The organism is Rhizobium sp. BK251, assembly GCF_004345245.1.
Classification (GTDB): domain Bacteria; phylum Pseudomonadota; class Alphaproteobacteria; order Rhizobiales; family Rhizobiaceae; genus Rhizobium.
Window position 1 is genome coordinate 114,113 of sequence record NZ_SLUQ01000004.1, and the last position, 24,116, is coordinate 138,228.

Below are 24,116 nucleotides of genomic sequence, written 5' to 3' on the forward strand. Positions count from 1 at the left end.
GTTCTCCTCTTGATATCACAATTGGCGCGGGCGGCTCGTGTGAGCCACCCTTATCCTGCCCGACGCAAGCGGCCGCCGCGCGGCTGTATCGACTGATCCTCGAAAAGCGAGGCGAGCTGTTCGGTCATCGCACCGGCAAGTTCATCGGCATCGACGATGGTTACGGCTCGGCGGTAGTAGCGAGTGACATCGTGGCCGATGCCGATCGCCAGCAGTTCGACCGGCGATCGCGTTTCGATCTGCTCGATCACGGCGCGCAGGTGCCGTTCCAGATAATTGCCCGGATTGACCGAGAGCGTCGAATCGTCGACCGGCGCGCCGTCGGAGATCATCATCAGGATGCGCCGCTGCTCGCGTCGTCCGAGAAGCCGGTTATGCGCCCAGATCAGCGCCTCGCCGTCGATATTCTCCTTGAGCAGGCCCTCGCGCATCATCAGCCCGAGATTGGAGCGTGCTCGACGCCATGGGGCATCGGCGGACTTGTAGATGATATGGCGCAGGTCGTTGAGACGGCCCGGCGTCTGCGGCTTGCCGCCGGCAAGCCACTTCTCGCGCGCCTGTCCGCCCTTCCAGGCTTTCGTCGTAAAGCCGAGGATCTCGACCTTGACGCCGCAACGCTCCAGCGTGCGCGCCAGGATGTCCGCGCAGGTTGCGGCGACCGTGATAGGCCGGCCGCGCATCGAGCCGGAGTTGTCGATCAACAGCGTGACGACCGTATCGCGGAACTGCGTATCGCGCTCCATCTTGAAGGACAGCGCCTGCATCGGGTCGATGATCATGCGCGTCAGACGCGCCGGATCGAGATAGCCCTCTTCCAGGTCGAAATCCCAGGAGCGGTTCTGCTGCGCCATCAGGCGCCGCTGCAGGCGGTTCGCCAGCCGGCCGACGGCACCCTGCAGATGGGCAAGCTGCTTGTCGAGGAAGGCGCGCAGCCGCTCGAGCTCCGCGGTATCACACAGCTCCTCGGCCGTTATGATCTCGTCGAATTCCTCGGTGTAGACGTGATAGTCGACCTTCTCGTTGAAGTCGGCGAAAGGCGTATTGGGCCGGCGGGTTTCGCCTGGCGTCTCGGACTCGTCCTCGCCCTCCTCGACCATGTCGTCGTCGGAGATCTCGGCGCCGTCCATCTCGCCTTCTTCGGTCTGCTCCTCGGAGGTCTCGCTGTCCTCGACGGGAGCGCTGTCCGAACCGGCGTCCTCCTCGACCTCCTCTTGGTCCTGGTCCTCGCCGCTCGGCTGGTCCTCGTCGCTGGAATTCTCCTCGGAATCAGGATCGCTATCCTCATCGCCATATTCCTCGGCCATTTCCATGGCCGAAAGCATATTGCGCACGACGCGCGCAAAGGCCTGCTGGTCGTTGATCGCGGTGGAGAGGTTTGCAAGCTCGCCGGCCGCCTTCTCCTGAATGAAGGGCCGCCAGAGATCGAGCACCTTCCCGGCCGAGGCCGGCGGCTTCTGGCCGGTCAGCGTCTCGCGCACGAGCATCGCCACCGCCTCCCCGATCGGCGCCTCCTCCTGGCGCTCGATGCCGGTAAAGTTCGCCTTCGCGTACTTCTCCTCGTGCATGGAACTGAGATTGGACGCCATGCCACTCATGCGCAACGCGCCGATCGATTCGACGCGAGCCTGCTCCACGGCATCGAAGATCGCACGCGCATCGCTGCCCTGCGGAGACATGGTCGCATGAACGCGCGCGTCATGGCAGGCAATCCGCAGCGCCATGGAATCGCCAAGGCCGCGGGTCACGGCCAGTTCGCGGGCGGTCGGCCTTTTGGAAAGCTCGGGCAGGCGGATGCGCTCCCCGGTCATGCCGGGACGCTCATTGGCAAAAGCAACCTCGACGTCCGCGTCGCCGGCGATCGCGCGCACGCAGCCGGTTATGGCCCGGCGCAGTGGCTCCATGTCCACCGGCGCGCCAGGCTTGGCCTTTGAATTGTCACCACGGGCAGCCATGAGTTCCGCGCTCTTCCTCTCAGGCTTCAAGCACGATGTTGGCGGCGCTTTCCTTCAGCTCGACCCCGAAGGCGCGCTGGTAATGCTCGGCAACCAACGGACGCTCCAGTTCGTCGCACTTGTTGAGGAAGGTGACGCGGAAGGCGAACGCAATGTCGCCGAAGATTTCCGCGTTCTCGGCCCAGGTGATGACCGTACGCGGGCTCATGACCGTTGAGAGGTCGCCGTTCATGAAGGAAGCGCGCGTCATATCGGCAACGCGGACCATCTTGGACACGGTTTCGCGCCCATTCTTGTCCTTGCCGAAGCTCTTCACCTTGGATGCGACGATGTTCACTTCATGGTCGTGCGGCAGATAGTTCAGGGTCGTCACGATCGACCAGCGGTCCATCTGCGCCTGGTTGATCTGCTGCGTGCCGTGATAAAGGCCGGTCGTATCGCCGAGGCCGATCGTATTTGCCGTCGCAAACAGGCGGAAAGCGGGATGCGGGCGAATGACGCGGCTCTGGTCGAGCAGGGTGAGGCGGCCGGAGGATTCGAGCACGCGCTGGATGACGAACATCACGTCGGGGCGGCCGGCATCATATTCGTCGAAGACGAGAGCGACATTGTGCTGGTAGGCCCAGGGCAGGATACCGTCCTTGAATTCGGTGATCTGCAGCCCGTCCTTGACGACGATGGCATCCTTGCCGACGAGATCGATACGGCTGACGTGGCTGTCGAGGTTGATGCGCACGCAAGGCCAGTTGAGCCGGGCAGCGACCTGCTCGATGTGCGACGACTTGCCGGTTCCGTGATAGCCGGAGATCATGACGCGTCGGTTATGGGCAAAGCCTGCAAGAATGGCGAGCGTCGTTTCGCGATCGAAGAGGTAGTCCGTATCGAGATCCGGCACGTAGGCATCGCCCTTGCTATAGGCGGGCACGCGGATATCGGAGTCGATACCGAAAACCTCACGCACTGAAACGGTCGTATCGGGAACTTCGGAAATATCTAGATCGATCTTGCTCATCATGTCTCCAAGGCGGGTGAACGCCACCCGGCCAAATATCTTGCATATCTCGCAACCGCAGCGCCACGGATTCATACCGCCCGTGCGGACCGGGACGTCGGCTCTTCTTCTCCGGGACTGAAACGAAGCATCGACGGGACCGGCTGGTGCCTGCGAGCATTCTCTGGACAGAGCCCCGGACAAGAAACGCCGCGTCCGGAAGGTGGTTCAGTCTCGTCCAGGCGGACACGCGAAAACCCTCGGCGGATGCCGGACGATCCTGACCGCTTGGGAACATACCCTATCCGGACGCGAGAGCAAGGACGCGGCTCAACAAAAACCGTTCTGCTTCAACAATTGATAGGCCTGGATGACGGCCCTGAACCGCTCCTCCGAGCCGCGATCGCCGCCATTGGCATCGGGATGGTGCTTCTTCACCAGTTCCTTGTAGCGGCTCTTGATCTCCTTGGCGGTGGCACCGGCGGAAAGATCCATCGTGTCGAAGGCTTTTGCCTCCAGGGACTTCAGCTTGCGCATCTGCGGCGCGACGCGCGACTCATTGCCGCGTCCCTGTGCCACGAAGCCGAAGGGATCCTTGACGCGGGAATAGGCACCGGAGCGAATATCGGAATGCAGCGGGCTGTTGCGCGCCGCACTGTTGACGCCAACCGTCCAGGTGGGCCGATGGCCGGTGATCGCCTCCTTCTGGTAGCGCGCGATCTCGCCGTCCGAGAGGCCGGAGAAGTAGTTGTAGCCCTTGTTGTATTCCTTCACATGCTCGAAACAGAACAGGAAGAATTGCCCCTCCGCATTGCGCCCGACGGGCGCGCGGTGGGTGCCATTCTTGTCGCAGCCGTCCCACTGACAGGTCGGTTCCACATGCTCGGCCTCCTGCGGCCGCTTGCGGCGGGTGCGGATGCGATCGAAGTATTTTGAGTCGAGTCCCATGGCGCTAATTATGGTGCTCCCGGCTGGCGACAACAAGAATTGACAAACACGATTGTTGCTGGCTTTGTGAACCCTTTTTCGTGAACAGCCAGCGAAGCCGCGTGCCGCAAATGACGATTCAATCCAGCATCGAGGAAAAACTCAGGCAGGCCTTCTCGCCGGAGCGCCTCCTGGTCATCAACGAGAGCCACCTGCATGCGGGCCACCAGCCGGACATGACCGGAACCGGGGAAACCCATATGCGGGTCAGAATCGTGTCCGCGGCGTTTGCCGGCATGCCCCGCCTCGCCCGCCATCGCGCCATCACCGAACTGCTGAAGCCGGAACTGGATGCAGGGCTGCACGCGCTCGCTGTCGAACCGGCGGCACCGGGCGAGCCCGTCCGCTGGTAGCAGGTTCGACGCTTATATGGTGATCGAAGCCTGCCGATCCAAGTCAGGCCGGCTTCGTCTCTTCCTCAGCCGGGCGGATGCGCAGCTTGGTGATGCGGTTCTTTTCCCGCTTCATGACGATGAACCGCTTGCCGTGAAACGTGAAGGCCTGGCGCTCTTCGGGAATGGTCATCGATTCATGGATGACGAGGCCGGCAATCGTCGTGGCTTCCTCGTCCGGCAGATGCCAGTCGAGCGCACGGTTGAGGTCGCGGATCGGCACCGAGCCGTCGACGACGATCGAGCCATCCGACTCCTGCCGCACGCCCTGGATATCGAGATCGTGCTCGTCGGCAATGTCGCCGACAATCTCCTCCAGGATGTCTTCCAGCGTGACGATGCCCTGCACCTCGCCATACTCGTCGACGACGACGGCGAAATGCTGCTTGCGGCGCAGGAAGGCGTTCAACTGGTCCTTCAGGTTGGTGCTGTCGGGCACGAACCAGGGTTTCTGCGCGATCTTGACGATATCGAGGTTCTCCGGCTCGACATTGGGTTCAGCAAGGGCGCGTAGAAGGTCCTTGGCGTGGACGACGCCGATGATGTTGTCGATCGTGCCACGCCAGAGCGGCATGCGCGTATAGGGGCTTTCGAGGATGGCCTTGACGACCGCTTCGGGCGGGTCGTCGGCGTTGATCGCCCGCATTGCCGTGCGGTGGACCATGATGTCGGAAAGATCGAGTTCGCCCAGATCGAGCACGCCGCCCAACCGGTCGCGGTCGGCCTTCACTACCGAACCTTCCCGATGCAGGAGATCGACGGCGCCGCGCAGTTCCTCGTGGGCCGAGAGCATAGACACCTCCTTGGAGAGGCTCACGCCAAAGACGGCCAGAATCCGCCGCACGATGGCGTTGACGAAGCTCGACAAGGGGCCGGCTACGGCAACGAAAAGCCGAACGGGGGCGGCAACGGCGAGCGCGAAACGATCGGGGGCGGATATGGCCCAGCTCTTGGGCAGCACTTCCGCGAAGATGACCAGGATGACGGTCATGGCAAGCGTCGCAAGCGCGACGCCGGAATTGCCGAAGAGACCGAGGAAGACGCTCGTCGCAAGCGACGAGGAGAGAATATTGGCGAGATTGTTGCCGATCAGAAGCGCGCCGATGAGGCGGTCGCGACGCTCGATGAGCTGGCGCACGATACCCGCGCGCACTTCGCCATTGGCCTCCAGCGTGTGCATGCGGCTGCGGGAAGCCGCCGTCAACGCGGTCTCCGAACCGGAGAAGAAGGCCGAAAACAGGACCAGCACCAGGATCGAGACGATCTCGGGCCAATAATGGGCCAGAATCTCGAGCGTGGCTTCGAGCGTCATTGAGGGTGCTTATCCTTGAGGAAACGCAAGACTTCCGAAGCCGGCACGTCGTCGGCGACGAAGGACTGCCCAATGCCATGCGTCAGGATGAAGGCAAGCTTGCCGCCCTTTACCTTCTTGTCCTGGGCGATCGCGTCCATCAGCACCTCGGCCGGCGGAAGGGTGCCCGGGATGTCCGACATGCGCACGGGAAGGCCAACCGTCGTCAAATGCGCCTCCACCCGCCCCGCGTCGTCCGGGCTCGCAAGATTGAGGCGAGCCGAGAATTCGTGCGCCAGCACCATCCCGATCGCCACGCCCTCGCCGTGCACCAGGCGGCGGCTGTCGTATTCTGTCGCTGCCTCCAGGGCATGGCCAAATGTATGGCCGAGGTTGAGAAGGGCCCGGCGCCCGTTCTCGCGTTCGTCGGCGACGACAACATCGGCCTTGGCCTGGCAGCTTGCGGCAATCGCCTCTATCCGCGAGGCGCCACCGGCAAAGACGTCACGCCAGTTGCCTTCCAGCCAGGCGAAAAAGTCGGGCTTGTCGATGAGGCCGTATTTCGCGACTTCGGCATAGCCGGCGCGAAACTCCCGCTCGCTCAGCGTATTGAGCACGTCGGTATCCGCGAGCACGAGGTCGGGCTGATGGAAAACGCCAATGAGGTTCTTGCCGTGGCGGCTGTTGATGCCGGTCTTGCCGCCGACGGAGGAATCGACCTGCGAAAGCAGCGAGGTAGGCACCTGGATGAAACGCACCCCGCGACGCACGATGCCGGCGGCAAAACCCGCGAGATCGCCGATGACGCCGCCACCAAGGGCAATCACCGTGTCATTGCGCTCGATGCGAGCGGCCAGCACGGTATCGCAGACGGACATAAGATGCTCGAAGCTCTTCGTCTTCTCGCCTGCCGGCAGCACGAGGCTCGCCGCCTCGATGCCTTCCGCCCTGAGGCTTGCGACAAGCGCATCGAGATAGAGCGGTGCTACATGCTCGTCGGTGATGACGGCAGCCTTGCGGCCCTTGAGGCGCGAGGCGATTTCCTTACCGGCGCGCGCGATGAGGCCTGGCCCGATGAGGATATCATAGGCGCGTTCGCCGAGCGGGACGTGGACGAGGCGTTCAGCGGATGTGGAAACGATCGCATTCATGGCTTCGGACTTTCAACAGAGGTCGAGGCGATCGCGGCGAGGACCTCGCTTGCCATCACCTCCTTGCGCACGTCGCGCGACAGGACGGTGACGTCCGCCTGCGCATAGACCGGGTAGCGCGCATTCATCAGGTTTTCGAGCGTCTGCTTCGGGTTTTCCGTCTTGAGAAGCGGTCGCGTGTCTCGCTTGCTGACGCGCTCCCAAAGCACGTCCAGATCCGCCTTCAGCCAGATCGAAAGGCCGCCGCGCTTGATGTGCTTGCGCGTGCGGTCGTTGATGAAGGCGCCGCCGCCGGTGGAGACGACGCGCGGCCCGCCCTTGAGCAGCCTTTTCATCACGCGCGCCTCGAGGGAACGGAACTCCTCCTCGCCATAGGCGGCGAAGAGGTCGGTGATCGTCATGCGCGATACGCGCTCGATCTCCGCATCGGTATCGATGAAGGGTATGCCGAGCTGGCCGGCGACAAGACGGCCGACAGAGGATTTTCCGGCACCCATGAGCCCGACAAGGATCAAATTGCGCGAACCGAGAGCCGCACGCGCGCGGTCTTTCAGGTTGTCGGCAAGGGTCAGGACTGTTTCACTCATCGGCCCGTTCACTATTTCTTTGCAAACGGTATCGACAAATGCACCGGTAGCGTCAAGTCGCGCAGCGCCGGAAACATGACCACGTTGGCCGCTTCTTGCACTTGCAAACAGGCTTCTTCATATAGGAAGCCGGGAAAACTCAAGGAGATGCCGGATGCCAACCCTCTTCCGCTTCCTGGTGGTCTGTGCGGTCATCGCCGGATCGATCTACGGGGCGATGGTTGCGCTCGTCACCTTTGTCGTGCCGCAGGAACGCGATGTCACGATCCGCATTCCCTCCGAGCGGGTGAACCCGCCGGCAACCGGCACGGTGCGCAATTGAACGGGTGGGAACTTCAGTCGTGAGGGACACGGGCCGCATCCACACGGAGGCATTCCTGGAGATGATGAGCGCCGAGCGCGGGGCGGCCGCCAACACGCTGCAGTCCTACCAGCGCGATCTCGACGACCTTTTCTCCTTTCTCCAGGATCGCAGCGTGCGCCTGATCGAAGCCCGTTCGGAGGATCTCAGCGCCTATCTCGCCAACCTTTCCAAGAAGGGTTTTGCCGCCACCTCCCAGGCGCGCCGGCTCTCCGCCATGCGCCAGTTCTATAAATTCCTCTATGCGGAAGGACTGCGGGGCGACGATCCGACTGGGATACTGGACGCGCCGAAGAAGGCGCGCGCGCTCCCGAAGACAATGGGCATCGACGAGGTGAGCCGACTGCTCGGACAGGCGGAGGACGAGGCGGCTAGCCCGGCGCCCGGCCAGCTGCAGCGGCTACGGATGCTCGCGCTCCTGGAATTGCTATACGCGACCGGCATGCGCGTCAGCGAGCTAGTCTCCCTGCCCGCACGCGTTCTCGATCAGGAGGGCCGTTTCCTTCTCATCCGTGGCAAGGGCAACAAGGAACGGCTCGTGCCGCTCTCGCAATCGGCCGTCGCGGCACTCAGGGCCTATGGCAGGAAGCGAGCCGAGGAAAGCGCGCTTGAGGCAAGGCCGGACGAAAGCCCTTGGCTCTTTCCGGCCGATTCAAAAGAGGGCTACCTGCCGCGCCAGGTTTTTGCGCGCAACCTGAAGGATCTCGCGATCCGTGCCGGGCTGACACCCTCCCTGATCTCGCCGCACGTCATGCGCCATGCATTCGCCAGCCACTTGCTGCAGAACGGCGCCGACCTGCGCGTGGTGCAGGAACTCCTCGGTCATTCGGACATTTCGACGACACAAATCTACACTCATGTTCTGGAAGAGCGGCTCCAGCAACTGGTTCAGACGCATCACCCTCTTGCCAAACAGGCCAAAAAACAGGAATAGGACGGCGAAAAGGCGAGAAGCCAGCCTGACGTTGCAGGCAGAAGGATCGGAAACGCATCTCATGCACAACTATCTCGATTTCGAAAAGCCAATCTCGGACCTCGAAGGCAAGATTCTTGAACTGAAGAAACTTGCCGCCGAAGACGAGAGCATCGACACGTCGGACGAGATCGCGCGACTGGAGGTGCGCGTCCGGGAGGCGACGCTCGACATCTACTCCAAGCTCAATCCCTGGCAGAAGACGCAGGTCGCGCGCCACCCGCAGCGCCCGCACTTCGTCGACTATGCCGAAGAGCTCTTCCGCGAATTCACGCCGCTCGCCGGTGACCGCAAGTTTTCCGAGGACGCGGCGATCCAGGCTGGCTTCGCCCGCTTTCGCGGCGAGCCTGTCGCGGTGATCGGCCAGGAAAAGGGCAACGACACCAAGTCGCGCCTCAAGCACAATTTCGGCAGTGCCCGGCCCGAAGGCTATCGCAAGGCGATCCGCATGATGGAGATGGCGGACCGCTTCGGCCTGCCGATCATCACGCTCGTCGATACCGCTGGGGCTTATCCGGGCGTCGGCGCCGAGGAGCGCGGCCAGGCCGAGGCGATCGCCCGCTCGACGGAAATGTGTCTGAACGTGAAAGTGCCGATCGTTTCGGTGATCGTCGGCGAGGGCGGTTCGGGCGGCGCGATCGCGATCGCCACGGGCAATCGCATCTACATGCTCGAGCATTCGATCTACAGCGTCATTTCCCCGGAAGGGGCCGCATCCATTCTCTGGCGCGACTCGACCCGCGCCAAGGAAGCCGCGACGAACATGAAAATCACGGCAGAAGACCTGAAATCGCTGGGCGTCATCGACGGCATCATTCCGGAGCCGCTCGGCGGTGCGCATCGCGATCCGAAGACCGTCATCGCCGCGACCGGCGACGTGATTGCCGGGGCTTTGCAGGACTTTAGCGGTCGCCCGGGCGACCAGTTGCGCAGCGACCGGCGCCAGAAATTCCTGAACATGGGACGCAATCTTTAGGCGCTGCGCGACGGCTTGGCGAAATTGCGGCCAAATCTTGGCCACAATGATGTTATCATTAGCATTTGCGCTTGCTGGGCGCTTGCGCATGCGTCACAGGCTGATAACCATTTGTGAACTATAAGCGGTCTATGATTCCGTCTCGTGTGTCGACCGGTTTTGTGTTCCGCATCCTGTTTATGGGCTTTCTTGAATGCGCTTACGTCATATCGCCTATATATCGCTGATGGCGCTGGCCCTTGCTGGCTGCAATGACGCTATGGACGCGACGACTGCGATCGACCTGTCGAAAGTCAAGGACAAGGTCGAACAGCCGCTCCCCCCGCGCATCCTCGCTGAAATGCGCACGAAAGGGATGGATCGCAATTCCCCGATCATGATCCGCATCTTCAAGGAAGAAGGCGCTCTCGAGATCTGGAAGGCGAAGACCGACAGCCGCTTCGAAAAGATCGCCGACTACAAGATTTGCGCATGGTCCGGCCGTCTCGGTCCGAAGGTCAAGGAAGGCGACCGGCAGGCGCCGGAAGGCTTCTACAATCTGACGCCGGCCAACCTCAATCCCTATTCGAAATACTACCTCGCCATCAACACCGGCTTTCCGAACCGCTACGACCAGGCAAACGGACGTTCCGGCGCCAACCTGATGATCCATGGCGCGTGCTCGTCCTCGGGCTGCTATTCCATGACCGACGAGCAGGTCCTGGAGATCTATGCCTTTGCCCGCGACGCCTTCAAGGGCGGCCAGAAATCCGTCCAGTTGGAGGCCTTCCCCTTCCGCATGACCGCGGAGAACATGGTAAAGCACCGCCTTAGCCCGCATTACGACTTCTGGAAGATGCTGAAGGTCGGCTACGACAACTTCGAGGTCACCAAGCGTCCGCCGGAAGTAAACGTCTGCGAGAAGAAATACGTCTTCAACCAGCAGGTAGCGGACGGGACGACATTCAACGCCGCCGGCGCATGCCCGGCCATGTCGACGCCCCCCGCGCTCATGGCCGCGCTTTCCGCCTATGACAAGGACTACCAGCGCGGCTACGCCAAGGCGATGAGCAAGTTCGACGGCATGGCCTGGTACGACCCGACCGAAGCCGAGCGCAAGGCGGTCGTTGCAAAGCTGCGCAAGGGCCGCGATCTGGCGTACGCGCCGACAGGTACGGCGCTCGAAGCCGGCCGCTTGGTCAAGGTCGCAGAACTTGAGCAGATCTCGGACAAGCAGTCGGCCGCCGCCGCGGCCGGAAAGCCGCTGCCGAGTGCGAAGACTGCGCTCGCCCCGACGCGCGTCGTGCCGACGGCACCGGCGGCAGGCAGCGAGCCGGCAGCCCCAGCCGCACAACAGGACGGCGCGGCCACCATGGTCGCTACCGCCACACCTTCGAGCATTCCCGTGCCCAAGCCCAATCCGCTGGCATTCGCGCCAGAGCCGCAGGCTGAGACGCAGGCGGCAGCCAAGAAGCCCTTCTGGCGCTTCTGGGGCAGGGAAGATGCACCTCCGGCACCCGCTGCTGCGGCACCCGCAATCGCAGCGACGCCCGCCGCGCCAAGCGGTGACGCTCAACCGGCCGCTGCAACACGGCCAGCCGTCGTGCCCGCGGCCGCTCCGGCCCCAGCGGCGTCCACGCAGCCCGCCCCTGCTCCGGCAGAGGCCGCTGCTGCGGACCAGCAGAATGCACCGCCGCCGGCCGCTGCGGTGCAGGTGGCCGAAAAGAAACCCTTCTGGAAGTTCTGGGCCAAGCAATGAGCGGCCTGGAGGCCGCCTTCTATGACCTGCGCGGGCTGAAATGCCCTCTGCCGGTCCTCAAGGCGCGCAAGAAGCTCGCCTCCATGCAGGCTGGCGACCTGCTCCGCATCGAGACGACCGATCCGCTCGCGACGATCGATATCCCGCATTTCTGCAACGAGAACGGTCACGAGCTCGTCGAGACGGCGAAGACCGCGAGCGGCCATCGCTTCGTCATTCGCAAGGGATAGCGCGGGCGACACCCGCCGCAAATTTCAGATCTTCATGCCGGGGATGGCGAGAGGATTGTCCTGCAGGGCCGCACGGTCCGGCTGGTCGATCCGAGGCTTTCCGAGGAAGGCATCGAAAAGGTTCTTCACGAAGGCCTCCGGCAAATCCTTCGTAATGATCACCATCCGGGTCCGGCGATCGGTCGGATCGGGCCAGGCCGGCAGGCGCACCGGCGGATGGAAGATGTTCTGCACGCCATGCAGGACGACCGGCCGCTCCGGCTTGTCGGAAAGGGCAACGATCGCCTTCATGCGAAGCAGGCGCTCCCCATGCGCCGAGCGCAGGAGATCGATGAACATGTCGAGCGCTGCCGGATCGATCGGCTGGCTCTCCACGATCGAGAACGAGCGGATCGTCTCGTCGTGGCGGTTCACGTCGTGCGGATGCTGGTGGGCGCGATGGCCGTGTCCGTCGCCATGATGGTGGTGGTCGTGGCGGTGGTGGTGGTGTTCGTGGTGGTGATCGTCTCCGTCGGCGGCCTCCTCGTCGCGCAGCCAACGATGGACATCGGCGATCTTCGTGGCCGGATCATAGAGACCGTTGACCAGGATCGCGGCTCTCCCGCTCTCGTCCTCGTCCGCGTCCAGCAGTGGCGCGCGCGGATTGAGGGCACGCAGTTCCGCCTCCAGCGCCCGGCGCTGGCCCTCGTCTGTCAGCGATGCCTTGGCGAGGATCAGCCTGTCGGCGACCGCGACCTGCTTGCGCGCCTCTTCATGGTTGTCGAGCGTGCTGCCGCCGTTGACCGCGTCGACGACGGTGACGACACCGTCCAGCTCGAAGTTCTGGGCGATCACCGGATTGCCCATGATCGCCTGCATGACGGGCGCCGGATCGGCCAGACCCGTCGTCTCGATCACGACCCGTTTCAACGGCCGGAACCTGCCGGTCTGGATGCCGTCCACGAGATTGGCAAGCGTATCGACAAGCTCGCCGCGCACGGTGCAGCAGAGGCAGCCGTCGGAGAGCTCGATGACGGCATCGCCCGAGCTTTCGACCAGCAGGTGGTCGATGCCGACATCGCCGAACTCGTTGATAATGACGGCTGCATCCGTCATTGCGGGATCCTTCAGGATCCGGTTGAGCAGCGTCGATTTCCCGGCCCCGAGGAAGCCCGTCAGGATGGAAACCGGAATCCGGTCACGTGGAAGGCTCATTTATCGATGTCCTCAAAAGGATGTCGGACGCGGCAGCGGGATCGGAACATCTGCCACGTCGCCGGCATCGGCTGCAGCCACCTTGTTGCTCGGCGGTGGCGTCTGGCCCGGCATCAACCCGGCAAAGACGAACTGCGGCGGCTGCGTCATCTCATGTATATAGGGAGAGCGAACCTTCATGCGACCCACCTCGTCGCGCGTTTCGCTGCGGACCTTGGCACCCTTGGCGCTACAGATGTCGGCGCTGATGTCCGCGACCTCGTCCTGCCAGGGGCCGTAGGGCTTGAGGCTCGCCAATGTGTCGTTAGTGGCGGGCGCAGTCGTGAACCCGGCCTGCAGCAGATCAGCCGAGTGGTCGGCGCGTGCGGCAAGGCTGTCCGTGCCCAGCACGACGGAAACGAGCGTGCGGCCATTGCGCGTAGCCGAAGCCACTTGGTTAAAGCCGGAGGCACAGATGAAACCGGTCTTCATGCCGTCAGCGCCGTCGAAGCGGCCGATCAGGAGATTGAGGTTCGGAACCGGCTTGGCAGCCGTTCCCGTCGTGAAACCGTCGAGCGCGAAATAGCCGGCATATTGCGGGAACTCGCGCCTGAGAGCCACCGCAACGATCGCAAGGTCGCGCGCCGTCGTATACTGGCCCTTGCCGGGCAGGCCGTTCGGATTGACGAAATGCGAGGAGGTCATGCCGAGCCGCAACGCCTCGGCATTCATCCGGGTGACGAAGGCGTCCTGCGTGCCCCCGACGGCCTCGGCGAGCGCAACGGCAACGTCATTGGCCGACTTGACGAGCACGATCTTCAGCGCGCTATCGAGCGTCAGCTTCTGGCCGGGCTTGAAATACATCTTGGCGGCCGGCTGGGCTGCGGCGTTCTTGCTCATGGCAATGGGCGTGTCGAGCGCGATCTCGCCCGCCTGGATCGCGCGAAAAACCGTGTAGACCGTCATCAGCTTGGTCAGCGAAGCCGGATACCACTTGCGGAAGGCCTCCTGATGCTCCAGCACGCGCCCACTCTGCACATCGACCAGGATATAGGGATTGGCCTCGGCAACGACCGCAGTCGAGAGAAGACAAGCAACCGCCGTCGCCGCAAGCGAAAACGGCTTCAGGGCTGCAAACAAACGGTTCTGGTTCGCTGGCACGGTCGGTCCTTCAAATTCCGGAAATGTCTCGAAAGCTTCGCCTATTTATCCTATATGGCTAGGACATGGCAAAGGTGATTGACTAAGTTATTTCTTGGGCGTCACGCGTTTGTGATGCAATGAAGTGTCCTTTTTGCAATTCGACCAGCAGGAAACCAAGCATGCCGATCTTGAACAGAGCCGCCGAACTTCAGGACGAAGTGACCGAGTGGCGCCGACACATCCACGCGCGGCCCGAATTGCTTTTCGCGGTCGAGAATACCGCCGCCTTCGTCGCTGCAAAGCTGAAGGAGTTTGGCGCGGACGAGGTCGTGACCGGCATCGGCCGCACGGGCGTTGTCGGCATCATCCGCGGCAATGGCAGCAGCAGCCGCGCGATCGGCCTTCGCGCCGACATGGACGCGCTGCCGCTGACTGAGATCACCGGCAAGCCCTGGGCCTCGACTACGCCCGGCAAGATGCATGCCTGCGGCCATGACGGACACACGGCGATGTTGCTGGGTGCTGCCAAGTATCTGGCCGAGACCCGCAACTTCAACGGCAGCGTCGCGGTGATCTTCCAGCCGGCCGAAGAAGGCGGCGGCGGCGGCAACCTCATGGTCAAGGACGGCATGATGGAGCGCTTCGGCATCGAGGAAGTCTACGGCATGCACAACCTGCCGGGCCTGCCGGTGGGCAAGTTCGCGATCCGGACGGGCGCCATCATGGCGGCGACGGACGAATTCACGATCACGGTCAGGGGCCGCGGCGGCCACGCAGCCATGCCGCACACGACGATCGACCCGATCGCCATCGGCGCGCAGATCGTCTCGAACCTGCAGCTTATCTCCTCGCGGACCGTCGATCCCCTGCGCTCGGTCGTCGTCTCCATCACCAAGTTCAATGCGGGCTTCGCCCATAACGTCATCCCGAACGAGGCCGCGCTCGCCGGCACGGTGCGCACGCTCGATTCCGCCGTGCGCGATCTAGCAGAGGACCGGTTGAAGCAAGTGGTGCAGGGGCTCGTTGCCGCCCATGGCGCAACCGCGGATATCGGTTTCCACCGCAACTATCCGGTCACCTACAACCATCCGGCCGAAACCGGCCATGCGGTCGCCGTCGCGACCGATATAGTCGGCTCCCAGAATGTCGATGCCAATGCGGACCCGCTGATGGGCGGCGAGGACTTCTCCTACATGCTGAACGCGCGGCCCGGGGCCTTCATCTTCATCGGCAACGGCGACACGGCGGGGCTGCACAGCCCGTCATACGACTTCAACGACGAGGCGATCGCCCACGGCATCTCCTACTGGGTACGCCTCGCCGAGCAGCGGCTCGCCGACTGAGCCGCCAATTCGATCGCCACGGCGGCACAAAAGGCTTGGCTTGAAGCCAAGCCTTTTGTATGGATGCGCTAAGTGGTCCCGTAGCTCAGCAGGATAGAGCACCAGATTCCTAATCTGGGGGTCACGCGTTCGAATCGCGTCGGGATCACCATTTCTCTAATACCTATCCGACCAGGACATCGTTCCTGACGGTTTCGACGCGGTCCACGGACCGCGCAACCGTCGTCGCACGCTCGATTTCGGCGAGTGTCCCGACCGTACCTGCAAGCACGACCTCTCCATCCCCGACCACTGTCACCGTGACATCCGAGGCATCGATGCCTCCTGCCGCGGCAAGTGCGTTGGCGACAGCGGTCTCCAGTGCCGCGCGGGTGAAGTGGTCGATTTCGACCTCGGGCGCCAGTCCGTGAAATGTTGCTGCCTTGAAGACCATCCGAGCCATCTCCCTTTGAGCCATCTTGTGAGGAAACGCCGGTGGCGGCCAATCGGTTTCACTATCCCAGCGACCGCCTACCACCGCACCTGGTAGCGCAGGCGCACGTCGCCGGTCTTTCCGGACGATATCGGGTCGGTCAGGGAGGCGCTGAGATCGAGGTTGGGGAGGATGTTCTGGCTGATCGCCAGCGTGGTCGAGAAATCGCCGCGTGTATCGGTCACCGCACCGCGGGCGGAAAGCGCGGTGCCCGTCCAGGGATAGATGAGCTTGATCGCCTGGGAAACATCGAGCGATGCGGGGCGCGTGTCGGCCTTGGCATAGCCGACGCTCAGGGCGCGCGACAATTCCATGTCCAGGTTTTCCGAAAAGATGAAGTTGCGCGAGCGGCTGAGAAGAAGCGTGCCGCTTCCGCGCAGCGTATCGACGCGCACGGCGACCTCCTGCCGGGCCCGGCTTGCCGGCGTCACATTTTCGTCGGCTAGCTTGCCCCAGAGGGTCGCCCGCTCGGCATCCGGCAGGAGTGCGCCTGCACGGGTCGCGCCGAGGCCGAGATCGGCGCCGGCGCTCGTCTCCCAGGTCATCGGCAGCCGGAAACCCACGGTCGCCTGGTAGGTGTTGGGCGAAACCTTCGCCGGCGACCAGATGAGCAGGTTGTCGGCCTCCGCGGCCGGTGCGGCAATGAAGCAGAAAGAGGAGACTGCAAGCATGAATGCGGCTGGGCGGTCAAAAGTCATCATCGCAATCCGTCGTTTCAATCGACGCGGGTCCGGTGTTTGCGGCCCTCGCCGGGATGAAGCGCTCAAATTGAACGCAATAAGGCAGGCAAGATGCCTCGCCTTCCGAATCTGAAATCTTGTCAGGCTTGTGCCCGGTGGCGATCTGCGCCGGTTGTCTCGCGCCAGAAGGCGCTTCCCGAAACTCCATGCCTCGGGCATGGGCAGAAACTCTGCCGCGCTTCGGGGATTCGATTGAATGTTATAATAGTCACATCCAAGGGACAGCTTGTAAACCCCTGGGACCCATATTTGTGCTGCAGCGCACACTTGCCGCACCGGTCAATCCCCTGTAGACGCCACAGGCAAGAAAGCGAATTTGCGGATTTTCTCCATGAACACGGGCAACAAGAGACCGCGCCGCCTCACGATTCTCGGCTCTACCGGCTCGATTGGCCAGAATACGCTCGACGTGATCGAGCAGCTGGGCGGGCGCGAGGAATTCGAGATCGCCGCCGTTACGGGCAACGACAATATCGAGCTCCTCGCCCGCCAGGCACAGGCCTGCGGAGCAAGGCTTGCCGTCACCGCAAGCGAGAACCAGTACGAGGCGCTGAAGAGCGCGCTGGCGGGAACGGGTATTGCCGCGGCTGCCGGCAAGGAGGCGCTCCTCGAGGCCGCCTCGATGGACGCCGACTGGGTGATGGCGGCGATCGTCGGCACGGCGGGTCTTGCACCGACGCTCGCCGCCGCCGAGCGCGGCGCCGATATCGCACTTGCCAACAAGGAATGCCTCGTTTCGGCGGGTGAGCTTTTCGTGCGCGCGGTCAAGGAAGGCGGCGGAAGGCTGATCCCTGTCGACAGCGAGCACAGCGCCATCTTCCAGGCGCTGGAGGACGACCAGTTCCATGCCCTCGAGCGCATCATCCTGACTGCTTCCGGCGGCCCGTTCAGGACCTGGAACCGCGACCAGATGGCCAATGTCACTGCCGCGGTCGCCCGCGCGCATCCGAACTGGTCCATGGGGCTGAAGATCTCGATCGGCAGCGCGTCGATGTTCAACAAGGCCCTCGAGATGATCGAGGCCAAGCATCTCTTCAATGTGAGGCCCGAGCAGATCGAGGTCATCATCCATCCTCAATCCGTGATCCATTCGATGGTCGGCTATACCGACGGGTCGGTGCTGGCGCAGCTCGGCTGCCCGGACATGAGGACCGCCATCGGCTATGCGCTGAACTATCCGACACGGCCCATGCTGAACGTCGAGCGCCTGGACTTCGCCAAGCTGGCGCGCCTCGATTTCGAGGCTCCGGATGAGGTTCGTTTCCCAGCGCTTCGGCTGGCACGCACGGCACTCGAGCGCGGCGGCCTGCAGGGTGCGATCATGAATGCCGCGGAGGAAGTTGCCTTCCAGGCCTTCGTCGAGAGCCGCGTCGGCTTCCTCGACATGGCTGCTATCGCCGAGGCGGTCATGGACCTGATGGCGGACGCCGGCAGCGCCACGACGATGAGCGAGGTCTTCGCCGCCGATGCCGAAGCCCGCCGCCGCGCCGGCGAAATCGTCCTGCAAAAGGAAAAGGCCGCGTAAGACGCGGCCCGGACTGCTGACAAACCTCTGCGGTTCGACACACTTTGATTCTCCGTCATTCCGGCCTTGAGCCGGAATCCAGCCCGCCGCGCTTCTGCGCGGCGAAAGAGTCTTTCGCGATCAAGGACTTGATCGCGCTGGATACCGGCTCAAGGCCGGTATGACGGCGGGAGGGTATTTTCGCTCTCTAAAGAGTCAATCGAGTTGATGGCTTTGCCGGCGGCCTGAGGCCGCGCAGGACGCGGCCGTCAATCCAGAGGCTGGGATATTCGCCCCGTCAGGCCACGGCGCGAGCGAGCGCGCAGCGCGCCCAGAGCGAATGTACCGCCTCGACCAGATGCTCGATGTCGGCATCCGAATGCAGCGGCGTCGGCGTGATGCGCAGGCGCTCGGTCTTCTTCGGCACCGTCGGATAGTTGATCGGCTGCACATAGACGTGGAAGCTGTCGAGCAGGATGTCGGAGATCCATTTGCACTTGGCAGCATCGCCCACCATGATCGGAACGATGTGGCTCGGGTTCGCCATATGCGGAATGCCGTTGGCATCGAGCATCGCGCGCACCTTGCGCACGCGGTCCTGATGCCGGGCGCGTTCGAACTGGCTGACCTTCAGGTGCTGGATCGAGGCGACGGCGCCCGCAGCAAGCGCTGGCGGAAGTGCCGTCGTGAAGATGAAGCCGGACGCAAAGGAGCGGATGAAGTCGCAGAGTGCGGCCGAGCCGGCGATATAGCCGCCCATGACGCCGAAAGCCTTGCCGAGCGTGCCTTCGATGACGGTCAACCGGTCCATCAGGCCTTCGCGCTCCGCGATGCCGCCACCGCGCGAACCGTACATGCCGACTGCATGCACCTCGTCGAGATATGTCATGGCGCCATACTTGTCGGCGAGATCGCAGATCTCCTTGATGGGCGCGATATCGCCGTCCATCGAATAGACCGATTCGAAGGCGATCAGCTTCGGAGCCTTAGGATCGGCGGCAGCGAGCTTCGCTTCGAGATCCGCGATGTCGTTGTGCCGCCAGATCACCTTTTCGCACTTTGCATAGCGTATGCCCTCGATCATCGAGGCATGGTTCAATGCGTCGGAGAAGACGATGAGGCCGGGAATCTTGGCGCCGAGCGTGCCGAGGGCCGCCCAGTTGGAAACATAGCCGGACGTGAAGATGAGCGCGGATTCCTTGCCATGCAGATCGGCAAGTTCACGCTCCAGAAGCACGTGGTAGTGGTTGGTGCCAGAGATATTCCGGGTGCCTCCCGCACCCGCGCCACAGTGATCGATGGCTTCCTTCATCGCCTCGACGACCTTCGGATGCTGGCCCATGCCGAGATAGTCGTTGGAACACCAGACCGTGACTTCCTGCGGCGTGCCGTCCGCCGCGTAGCGAATCGCGCGCGGAAACTGGCCGCGGCGGCGCTCCAGATCGGCGAAAACGCGATAGCGGCCTTCCTCGTGAAGCCCGTTCAGCTCGCTTTTGAAATATGCCTCGAAATCCATGATGTTCTCCAGAACCGTGACCCCGTTTTGGTTACTGCGGGACCGGTCGTCAACCCCTGGAAGCCGGTTTGCGCCCCGGCTGCGGCAAAAGGCGCATAGTTTCGAACTATTCCAAACAAAAAAAGGCGGTTGCTGCAAATGAAAAATGGTTGCCGGCGCCTTACCGAAGCGATTCGAGGGGGTGGAAAGACCACCCCCTCGAGAGTTCGAGGCGCAACCTATCCGGCAGCGGCGACGGCGCGTTTCGCCATCACTTTCACCAGGTTAGCGCGATACTCGGCGGTGGCATGAAGGTCGGACATCAGGTTCGACGGGTCGACAGTGACATTGGCGATCGCCTGGGACGACCAATTCGCTGCAAGAGCCGATTCCATCGCCTTCTGCCGGAAGACGCCATCGCCGCCCGCCCCCGTCACGGCCACCCGCGCGCCGCCTGCCTGCTTCGCCGCGAAGACGCCCGTCATGGCATAGCGCGAGGCCGGATTGGCGAACTTCGCATAGCCAGCCTTTTCCGGCGCCTCGAACGAGACCGCGGTCACCACTTCTCCTTCTTCCAGTGCCGTTTCGAACAGGCCGGTGAAGAAGTCGTCCGCCGAGATCTCCCGCCTGTCGGTGGCAATCGTCGCGCCGAGCGCCAGCATCGCGGCCGGATAGTCGGCAGCCGGATCGTTGTTGGCGATGGAACCGCCGATCGTTCCCATATGGCGCACATGTGGATCGCCGATCAGGCCGGCGAGCTCGCAGAGTGCCGGACAAACGGCCCTGATGGCCGCAGATTGCGTCACCTCCGCATGGGTTGTGGCGGCACCGATCGTGACCTTGCGCCCCTCAACGCGAATGCCCTTCATCGATGGAATATGCCGGAGATCGACGAGATCACTCGGCGAGGCAAGGCGCTGCTTCATCGTCGCGATCAGCGTCATGCCGCCCGAGACGTACTTGCCCTCCGGCGTACCAGCGAGCAGCCTGACGGCCTCGTCGACCGAGGAGGCACGATGATAGTTGGTTGCATACATGGCCGTTCCTCCTCAATGAACCGCGCGTGCCGCTTCCCACACCTTCTGGGGCGTGGCCGGCATCGAGAGCATGTTGTTGTCGATCGCATCCGTGATCGCATTGATGAGTGCGGGCGGCGAACCGATGGCGCCCGCCTCTCCGCACCCCTTGATGCCGAGCGGATTGTTCGGGCACGGCGTGTTCTGGTGCGAGACCTTGAAGGAGGGCAGGTCATCGGCACGCGGCATGGCGTAATCCATGAAGCTCGCCGTCAGCAGCTGACCAGTTTCGGGATCGTAGTGCACGCCCTCGAGCAGCGCCTGTCCGATACCCTGCGCGATTCCGCCGTGCACCTGTCCCTCGACGATCATCGGATTGATGATATTGCCGAAATCGTCGGCCGCGACGAACTGCACGATCTCCGTCCTGCCCGTTTCCGGGTCGACCTCGACCTCGCAGATGTAGCATCCGGCCGGGAAGGTGAAGTTCGACGGATCGTAGAAAGCCGTCTCCTTCAGGCCCGGCTCCATGCCGGCCGGCAGGTTATGCGCGGTGTAGGCGGCAAGGGCGACCTGGAACCAGGGCAGCGTCTTGTCCGTACCCGCCACCTTCAACGCGCCGTCCTCCAGCACGATGTCGCTTTCGTCCGCTTCCATCAGATGCGCGGCGATCTTCTTTGCCTTGGTTTCGACCTTGTCCAAGGCCTTGACGATTGCCGACATGCCGACGGCGCCCGAGCGCGAGCCATAGGTGCCCATGCCCATCTGCACCTTGTCGGTGTCGCCGTGCACGATGGAAACACTGTCGATGGGCACGCCGAGCCTGTCGGCGACGAGCTGCGCGAACGTCGTCTCATGGCCCTGGCCGTGGCTGTGAGAGCCGGTGAGCACTTCGACCGTGCCGACCGCATTCACACGGACCTCGGCCGATTCCCAGAGCCCGACGCCGGCGCCGAGCGACCCCACCGCCTGCGATGGAGCAATGCCGCAGGCCTCGATGTAGCAGCTCATGCCGATGCCGCGTCTCATGCCGCGCTGTGCCGCCTCGCTTCTGCGTGCGGAAAAGCCGTTCCAGTCGGCCGCCTGCATGGCGGCGTCGAGCGAAGCGTCGTAGTCACCGGCGTCGTAGTTCATGATGACCGGCGTCTGGTGCGGGAAGGAGCGGATAAAGTTCTTGCGGCGAAGTTCGGCAGGCGAAATGCCGAGTTCACGCGCGGCCGTCTCCATGGTCCGCTCGAGGAGATAGGTCGCCTCGGGACGCCCCGCACCGCGATAGGCATCGACCGGCACGGTGTTGGTATAGACGGTACGGACATTGGCGTGGATCGCCGGTATGTCGTACTGGCCGGAAAGCAGCGTCGCATAGAGATAGGTCGGCACGGCCGACGAGAAGAGCGACATGTAGGCGCCGAGATTGCAGATCGTATCGACTTTCAGCCCGATGATGCGATTGTCGCCGTCGAAGGCCATCTTCACCTTGGAGACGTGGTCGCGTCCGTGCGCATCGGTAAGGAAGGCTTCCGTGCGATCGGCTGTCCACTTGACCGGCACGCCGGTCTTCTTCGAGGCCCAGAGGCAGACGATTTCCTCGGGATAGATATAGATCTTAGAGCCGAAGCCGCCGCCGACATCTGGGGCGATGACACGAAGCTTGTTTTCAGGGGCGACATTGTAGAAGGCGCTCATCACGAGCCGTGCCACATGCGGGTTCTGGCTCGTCGTGTAGCAGGTGTAGTGATCCTCGGCCGAATCGTAGATCCCGAGCGTGGCGCGCGGCTCCATGGCGTTGGGCGAGAGCCGGTTGTTAGTGATCTCGATTTCGGTCACATGCGCCGCCTTGGCGATTGCCGCGTCGGTGGCGGCGCCATCGCCGAGTTCCCAGTCGAAGATCAGGTTTCCGGCCGCTTCCGGGTGGAGCTGCGGGGCGCCGGACTTCAGCGCCGCGACGGCCTCCGTGACGGCCGGCAGGACTTCGTAGTCGACGGCGACAGCTTCGGCCGCATCGCGCGCCTCGCCGAGCGAATCGGCAACGACGATCGCCACCGCGTCGCCGACATAGCGAACCGTCCCGTCGGCGAGAGGCCGCCATGCGCCCATCTTCATGGGCGATCCGTCCCTGGAATGGATCATCCAACCGCAGATCAGGTTCCCGATTCCGTCGGCCTGCAGCTGCTTGCCTTCAAGCACGCCGATCACGCCCGGCATCGCCGCGGCCGCGGAGACGTCGATGCTTCTGATCCTGGCGTGTGCATGCGGGCTGCGGACGAAATAGGCATACTTCATGCCCGGGACGACCATGTCGTCCGTGTAGCGCCCCTTGCCGGTCAGAAATCGCTTGTCTTCCTTGCGTGCGACGCGCGCACCAATACCTTCAACACCCATGTTTACCTCCCGATGGGGTCTCGGGCACGGCAGTCCGCTGGGGAAAGTCCAACCTGGCGGCTACCCTGCCGACCCGGTGAATTATTCGGCAGCTTGCTTGACGGCATGCATTTCCGCATTGGCGGAAAGCACCGCCTTGACGATGTTGTGGTAGCCGGTACAGCGACAGATATTGCCCTCGAGCTCGGCCCTGACCGTCTTTTCGTCGAGCTGGCCGCCATGGCGCGCAATCATGTCGACCGCCGTCATGACCATGCCCGGCGTGCAGAACCCGCATTGGAGCCCGTGATGTTCCCGGAAGGCCGCCTGGACCGGATGCAGCTCTCCGTTTGCAGCAAGCCCTTCGATGGTCGTAATCGTTGAGCCGGAGGCCTGCACGGCAAGGATCGAACAGCTCTTGACCGACCTGCCGTCCATGTGGATCACGCAGGTACCGCATTGCGTAGTATCGCACCCGACATGAGTGCCTGTCAGGCCAAGCTTTTCCCGAATGAAGTGGACAAGAAGCGTACGCTCCTCGCACTCGCCGCTGACGGTTCGCCCGTTTACGGTCAATGTCACTTTCGCCATTGTGTTCCTCCTCGTGTCTCCTCCAGACACAAGGCTATCATTTGACCTTTCCCCAGCGGAATCAACCACTACTTTCGAGGGCGCGGTCAATTTTGCCTGTGATGCAAAGCACAAGCGTGCTGTTGCTTGCGCACCGACATCGCCGAGGCGCGATCATCTTTCAAAAAGCGCAGCCGACCAGTGGACAACCACTTTTCCCCGTATATTTTCTTTGGGCGACCATGCTGCGAAGACAGCATCTTGGCGCGATTGAAGAATTGGGGACGACGTCCGCCGGGGAACCGGCTTTGTTTAACGTTGGAGATATGAATGAAGAAAGCCCTTGCGCTTCTGTTGATTGGTCTGTCGATTGCGGGCTGCACGCCGACCGAAAAGGGTGCCGGCATCGGCGCCGCTTCCGGTGCCATCATCGGCGGTGCCATTAGCGGCGACGTTCGCGGAGCCGCCGTCGGCGCGGCCATTGGCGGCGTTTCGGGCGCCCTAATCGGCAGCGTCGCCGAGCAGCCCGGCCAGTGCTACTACCGCGACCGCTACGGACGTCGCTACATCGACGATTGCCCGCGCGGCGGCTACTGATTCCTCCTCGCTCACATTGCAAAGCCCCGGGTCGGAAACGCCCCGGGGTTTTTCTTTTCCGGCTTTGGATTGG

General features: G+C 63.0%; 23 protein-coding genes and 1 tRNA gene. 10 read left to right on the top strand and 14 right to left on the bottom strand.

Features of this window, described 5'->3' with window-relative positions; genetic code table 11:
- Positions 1 to 50: 50 nt before the first annotated feature.
- The 3 genes from cobT to EV286_RS10625 form a co-directional block, all read right to left on the bottom strand.
- Positions 51 to 1,952 carry a cobaltochelatase subunit CobT gene (cobT, locus tag EV286_RS10615; RefSeq protein WP_132957010.1) on the bottom strand — a complete coding sequence of 634 codons (1,902 nt, stop codon included), beginning with the start codon at positions 1,950 to 1,952 and terminating at the stop codon, positions 51 to 53.
- 19 nt (positions 1,953 to 1,971) lie between these two features.
- Positions 1,972 to 2,964, bottom strand: coding sequence for a cobaltochelatase subunit CobS (gene cobS, locus EV286_RS10620; RefSeq protein WP_132957011.1), 993 nt, complete (start codon positions 2,962 to 2,964; stop codon positions 1,972 to 1,974).
- A 309-nt stretch (positions 2,965 to 3,273) separates the two neighbouring features.
- On the bottom strand, positions 3,274 to 3,891 hold the full coding sequence (locus EV286_RS10625) for a J domain-containing protein (protein ID WP_132957012.1): 618 nt from the start codon (positions 3,889 to 3,891) through the stop codon (positions 3,274 to 3,276).
- Positions 3,892 to 4,001: 110 nt separating this feature from the next.
- Here EV286_RS10625 and EV286_RS10630 point away from each other — a divergent pair, with 110 nt between their 5' ends.
- On the top strand, positions 4,002 to 4,283 hold the full coding sequence (locus EV286_RS10630) for a BolA family protein (protein WP_132957013.1): 282 nt from the start codon (positions 4,002 to 4,004) through the stop codon (positions 4,281 to 4,283).
- A 43-nt stretch (positions 4,284 to 4,326) separates the two neighbouring features.
- Here the strand turns inward: EV286_RS10630 and EV286_RS10635 are convergent, their stop codons facing one another.
- Genes EV286_RS10635 through EV286_RS10645 form a run of 3 tightly spaced genes read right to left on the bottom strand, consistent with a single transcriptional unit; the run spans position 4,327 to position 7,351 of the window.
- Positions 4,327 to 5,634, bottom strand: a complete 1,308-nt coding sequence (locus tag EV286_RS10635; protein WP_132957014.1) for an HlyC/CorC family transporter — start codon at positions 5,632 to 5,634, stop codon at positions 4,327 to 4,329.
- A complete protein-coding gene (gene aroB, locus EV286_RS10640; RefSeq protein ID WP_132957015.1) occupies positions 5,631 to 6,764 on the bottom strand; it encodes a 3-dehydroquinate synthase in 1,134 nt (377 codons plus the stop codon). Before aroB ends, EV286_RS10635 begins: the two co-directional genes overlap by 4 nt.
- Complete coding sequence (locus EV286_RS10645; RefSeq protein ID WP_132957016.1) at positions 6,761 to 7,351, bottom strand: shikimate kinase; 591 nt, start codon at positions 7,349 to 7,351, stop codon at positions 6,761 to 6,763. The genes aroB and EV286_RS10645 overlap by 4 nt, the downstream gene beginning before the upstream one ends.
- Before the next feature lie 154 nt (positions 7,352 to 7,505).
- Between EV286_RS10645 and EV286_RS31925 the strand changes: the two genes are divergently transcribed.
- The 5 genes from EV286_RS31925 to EV286_RS10665 all read left to right on the top strand — a co-directional run bounded on the left by EV286_RS31925 (position 7,506) and on the right by EV286_RS10665 (position 11,629).
- Positions 7,506 to 7,673: a hypothetical protein gene (locus EV286_RS31925; protein WP_165932822.1), complete on the top strand. Its 168-nt coding sequence runs from the start codon at positions 7,506 to 7,508 to the stop codon at positions 7,671 to 7,673.
- A gap of 19 nt (positions 7,674 to 7,692) precedes the next feature.
- A complete protein-coding gene (gene xerD, locus EV286_RS10650) occupies positions 7,693 to 8,646 on the top strand; it encodes a site-specific tyrosine recombinase XerD (protein ID WP_132957017.1) in 954 nt (317 codons plus the stop codon).
- A 61-nt stretch (positions 8,647 to 8,707) separates the two neighbouring features.
- Positions 8,708 to 9,661: an acetyl-CoA carboxylase carboxyltransferase subunit alpha gene (locus EV286_RS10655; RefSeq protein ID WP_132957018.1), complete on the top strand. Its 954-nt coding sequence runs from the start codon at positions 8,708 to 8,710 to the stop codon at positions 9,659 to 9,661.
- A gap of 193 nt (positions 9,662 to 9,854) precedes the next feature.
- Positions 9,855 to 11,399: a murein L,D-transpeptidase family protein gene (locus tag EV286_RS10660; protein ID WP_132957019.1), complete on the top strand. Its 1,545-nt coding sequence runs from the start codon at positions 9,855 to 9,857 to the stop codon at positions 11,397 to 11,399.
- Complete coding sequence (locus EV286_RS10665) at positions 11,396 to 11,629, top strand: sulfurtransferase TusA family protein (RefSeq protein WP_207909799.1); 234 nt, start codon at positions 11,396 to 11,398, stop codon at positions 11,627 to 11,629. The genes EV286_RS10660 and EV286_RS10665 overlap by 4 nt, the downstream gene beginning before the upstream one ends.
- Before the next feature lie 24 nt (positions 11,630 to 11,653).
- On the opposite strand, the gene EV286_RS10670 is transcribed toward EV286_RS10665, so the two are convergent.
- Together EV286_RS10670 and EV286_RS10675 are read right to left on the bottom strand one after the other, a co-directional pair.
- Positions 11,654 to 12,823: a GTP-binding protein gene (locus EV286_RS10670; RefSeq protein WP_132957020.1), complete on the bottom strand. Its 1,170-nt coding sequence runs from the start codon at positions 12,821 to 12,823 to the stop codon at positions 11,654 to 11,656.
- A gap of 12 nt (positions 12,824 to 12,835) precedes the next feature.
- Positions 12,836 to 13,963 carry a D-alanyl-D-alanine carboxypeptidase family protein gene (locus EV286_RS10675; RefSeq protein ID WP_132957021.1) on the bottom strand — a complete coding sequence of 376 codons (1,128 nt, stop codon included), beginning with the start codon at positions 13,961 to 13,963 and terminating at the stop codon, positions 12,836 to 12,838.
- A gap of 161 nt (positions 13,964 to 14,124) precedes the next feature.
- Between EV286_RS10675 and EV286_RS10680 the strand changes: the two genes are divergently transcribed.
- On the top strand, positions 14,125 to 15,288 hold the full coding sequence (locus tag EV286_RS10680; RefSeq protein WP_132957022.1) for a M20 aminoacylase family protein: 1,164 nt from the start codon (positions 14,125 to 14,127) through the stop codon (positions 15,286 to 15,288).
- Between the two features lie 74 nt (positions 15,289 to 15,362).
- A tRNA-Arg gene (locus EV286_RS10685) sits at positions 15,363 to 15,439 on the top strand.
- A gap of 12 nt (positions 15,440 to 15,451) precedes the next feature.
- Here the strand turns inward: EV286_RS10685 and EV286_RS10690 are convergent.
- Positions 15,452 to 15,721 (bottom strand): BON domain-containing protein, encoded by a 270-nt coding sequence (locus EV286_RS10690; RefSeq protein ID WP_132957023.1) that lies wholly within the window; start codon positions 15,719 to 15,721, stop codon positions 15,452 to 15,454.
- 77 nt (positions 15,722 to 15,798) lie between these two features.
- The gene (locus EV286_RS10695) at positions 15,799 to 16,431 is read right to left on the bottom strand and encodes a hypothetical protein (protein ID WP_132957515.1); all 633 of its coding nucleotides are present in this window, start codon (positions 16,429 to 16,431) and stop codon (positions 15,799 to 15,801) included.
- A 400-nt stretch (positions 16,432 to 16,831) separates the two neighbouring features.
- On the opposite strand from EV286_RS10695, the gene dxr reads away from it, so the two are divergent.
- Positions 16,832 to 18,025 (top strand): 1-deoxy-D-xylulose-5-phosphate reductoisomerase, encoded by a 1,194-nt coding sequence (gene dxr, locus EV286_RS10700; RefSeq protein WP_132957024.1) that lies wholly within the window; start codon positions 16,832 to 16,834, stop codon positions 18,023 to 18,025.
- Between the two features lie 277 nt (positions 18,026 to 18,302).
- On the opposite strand, the gene hemA is transcribed toward dxr, so the two are convergent.
- The 4 genes from hemA to EV286_RS10720 all read right to left on the bottom strand — a co-directional run bounded on the left by hemA (position 18,303) and on the right by EV286_RS10720 (position 23,467).
- A complete protein-coding gene (gene hemA, locus EV286_RS10705; protein ID WP_132957025.1) occupies positions 18,303 to 19,520 on the bottom strand; it encodes a 5-aminolevulinate synthase in 1,218 nt (405 codons plus the stop codon).
- A gap of 218 nt (positions 19,521 to 19,738) precedes the next feature.
- Positions 19,739 to 20,536, bottom strand: a complete 798-nt coding sequence (locus EV286_RS10710; RefSeq protein ID WP_132957026.1) for a xanthine dehydrogenase family protein subunit M — start codon at positions 20,534 to 20,536, stop codon at positions 19,739 to 19,741.
- A gap of 12 nt (positions 20,537 to 20,548) precedes the next feature.
- A complete protein-coding gene (locus EV286_RS10715; protein WP_132957027.1) occupies positions 20,549 to 22,897 on the bottom strand; it encodes a xanthine dehydrogenase family protein molybdopterin-binding subunit in 2,349 nt (782 codons plus the stop codon).
- 81 nt (positions 22,898 to 22,978) lie between these two features.
- The gene (locus EV286_RS10720; protein ID WP_132957028.1) at positions 22,979 to 23,467 is read right to left on the bottom strand and encodes a (2Fe-2S)-binding protein; all 489 of its coding nucleotides are present in this window, start codon (positions 23,465 to 23,467) and stop codon (positions 22,979 to 22,981) included.
- Between the two features lie 309 nt (positions 23,468 to 23,776).
- Between EV286_RS10720 and EV286_RS10725 the strand changes: the two genes are divergently transcribed.
- Positions 23,777 to 24,043, top strand: a complete 267-nt coding sequence (locus EV286_RS10725) for a YMGG-like glycine zipper-containing protein (RefSeq protein WP_132957029.1) — start codon at positions 23,777 to 23,779, stop codon at positions 24,041 to 24,043.
- The last annotated feature ends 73 nt before the right edge of the window (positions 24,044 to 24,116 follow it).